Genomic DNA, 1,826 nt, shown 5'->3' with positions numbered 1-1,826 from the left:
ATCTGACTATCTGACTATCTGACTATCTGACTATCTGACTATCTGACTATCTGACTATCTGACTATCTGACTATCTGACTATCTGACTATCTGACTATCTGACTATCTGACTATCTGACTATCTGACTATCAAAAAAAGCATAGATCTTCAAAATAATTACTAAAAAGGTTTTTATATTAAATAAGAGTGGTTTTTTAAGCTGCATTACTTTTTTTACTGGAAAACTGTAAATCAGAACATACTGCAATAATAAATCTATTTCACGGGCTTATATGTGAAAGTAGTACATGTGATAGATTAAATATCTGAGGGACATCACAACCCTAAACCATATTGTGAAAACTATGGAGAACGCAGAGATTGAAACTTTTTAAAAGCATAGCAATACATAGCAATACAATGCAGAGTCATTAAAACTGCCAACTTTAATCATTGTAAGTTAACTAGTATAAAGTGACACCGAGACTATCTTGAAGCCAACACCAAAAATCATCACTATTTCATTTCACTTCTTATAGTCACCTAGCTTATTGCTACTCACTTACATGGACCAATTTTGGAACTGTACTTAAAGTACTTTTGACAGAAAGCTACACAACAGAAAATTTGCAAAGATCCTTGCTACCATTTAATTGATGATGAAATTATTTCGTAGGCACCAAAGAGTAGAAATCTTCTTCATACTTGAAACAGCCTTTAAATCTGTACAAACCGCGTAATTTCAATACCCGAGGTTTACATTGTTAGTTGACTTTATCCGAGGGAAGCCAGTGGTTTTTATAAGTGTTTAGAAAATAGATCTAACTCCCTAACAACAGCACAAAACCTAGATTCCAATGCAACTCATTAATGGCCGATGGCCACCCGAGTCGCATACTCCTCTGAACTAGAAATGCTACCTTAACTCCAAATGGGGGGGTTATCAGATTTCCTAAGGTAACCTTTTTCACAGTGACTATTATGTCTTTACTCTTTTGGTAAGAGTATTTGTCGCATTTGTTGTGGGCATTGAGCTTCAGTCATAAACAACCACTCATGGTGAAGTTCAATGACACTCTCTTTCGAATATTGCGTCGTTCTGACACAATCGCCAATCACTTTACTTCACACCATTTGCCCAATATTTGATAGGCCTTTAGCAGTACACAGTATCGCTTACATGTATCTATCAAAATATAAGTATCCATCAAACCAGAAAGGTGAAGGCATATATTCACTTTGCTGTGCGCAAAGAAAAAATATCCGCAACCCCCTAGCCTATATTCCATACGAAAGTTTATATCATCAATATTAGTAGCCAGAGGTAATGTTTTAACTTCGGCTAGTTGAATACCTAGTTAGGTTACATACTTAGGGTAGCCGGTAAGTCGGTCTTTAATAAAAAGGTGTTATTGACCACCCTCTCTGCATCAATCAAGTTACCTAAATAAGCCATTCAATATAAACACTGAATTAGATCACTAGAGACGTATTATGTAAACCTAAATAAGCGACTTTGATACTGGGGTCTATATTGCAGAGTATTAACGACTATACTCGAAGCGCTGACATTCTTTTCGCACAAGGTGATTAACGTGCAAAATGTAACGACAACGAGCGAAGCGAGTACGTTCAATTTGCGCAAGGTGAATATCGTGCAAAAGGCTAGCGACAGCGAACGAAGTGAGAGCGCTCTTTTTGCGCAAGGTGAAATGAGCCGTTTTGACCACTGCTAAGGGACTTAAACGCAAAAAAGCCCGACTCTTTCGAATCGGGCTTTCTTTTATTTGGCGCTTTTGGTGCGCTACGCAGTAGAATGTCCTACTTTCACATGGGAAAGACTCGC

General features: G+C 37.5%; 1 protein-coding gene. It reads left to right on the top strand.

The genetic code is table 11. The annotated features are described in order from the left end of the window. Positions 1-1,575: 1,575 nt before the first annotated feature. On the top strand, positions 1,576-1,716 hold the full coding sequence (locus tag QNM16_RS24870; protein ID WP_284022918.1) for a hypothetical protein: 141 nt from the start codon (positions 1,576-1,578) through the stop codon (positions 1,714-1,716). The last annotated feature ends 110 nt before the right edge of the window (positions 1,717-1,826 follow it).

The organism is Pseudoalteromonas umbrosa (genome assembly GCF_030125375.1).
GTDB classification, from domain to species: Bacteria; Pseudomonadota; Gammaproteobacteria; order Enterobacterales; family Alteromonadaceae; genus Pseudoalteromonas; species Pseudoalteromonas umbrosa.
The sequence above is the reverse complement of the archived record's forward strand: the minus strand, read 5'-3'. Positions and strand labels throughout refer to the sequence as shown.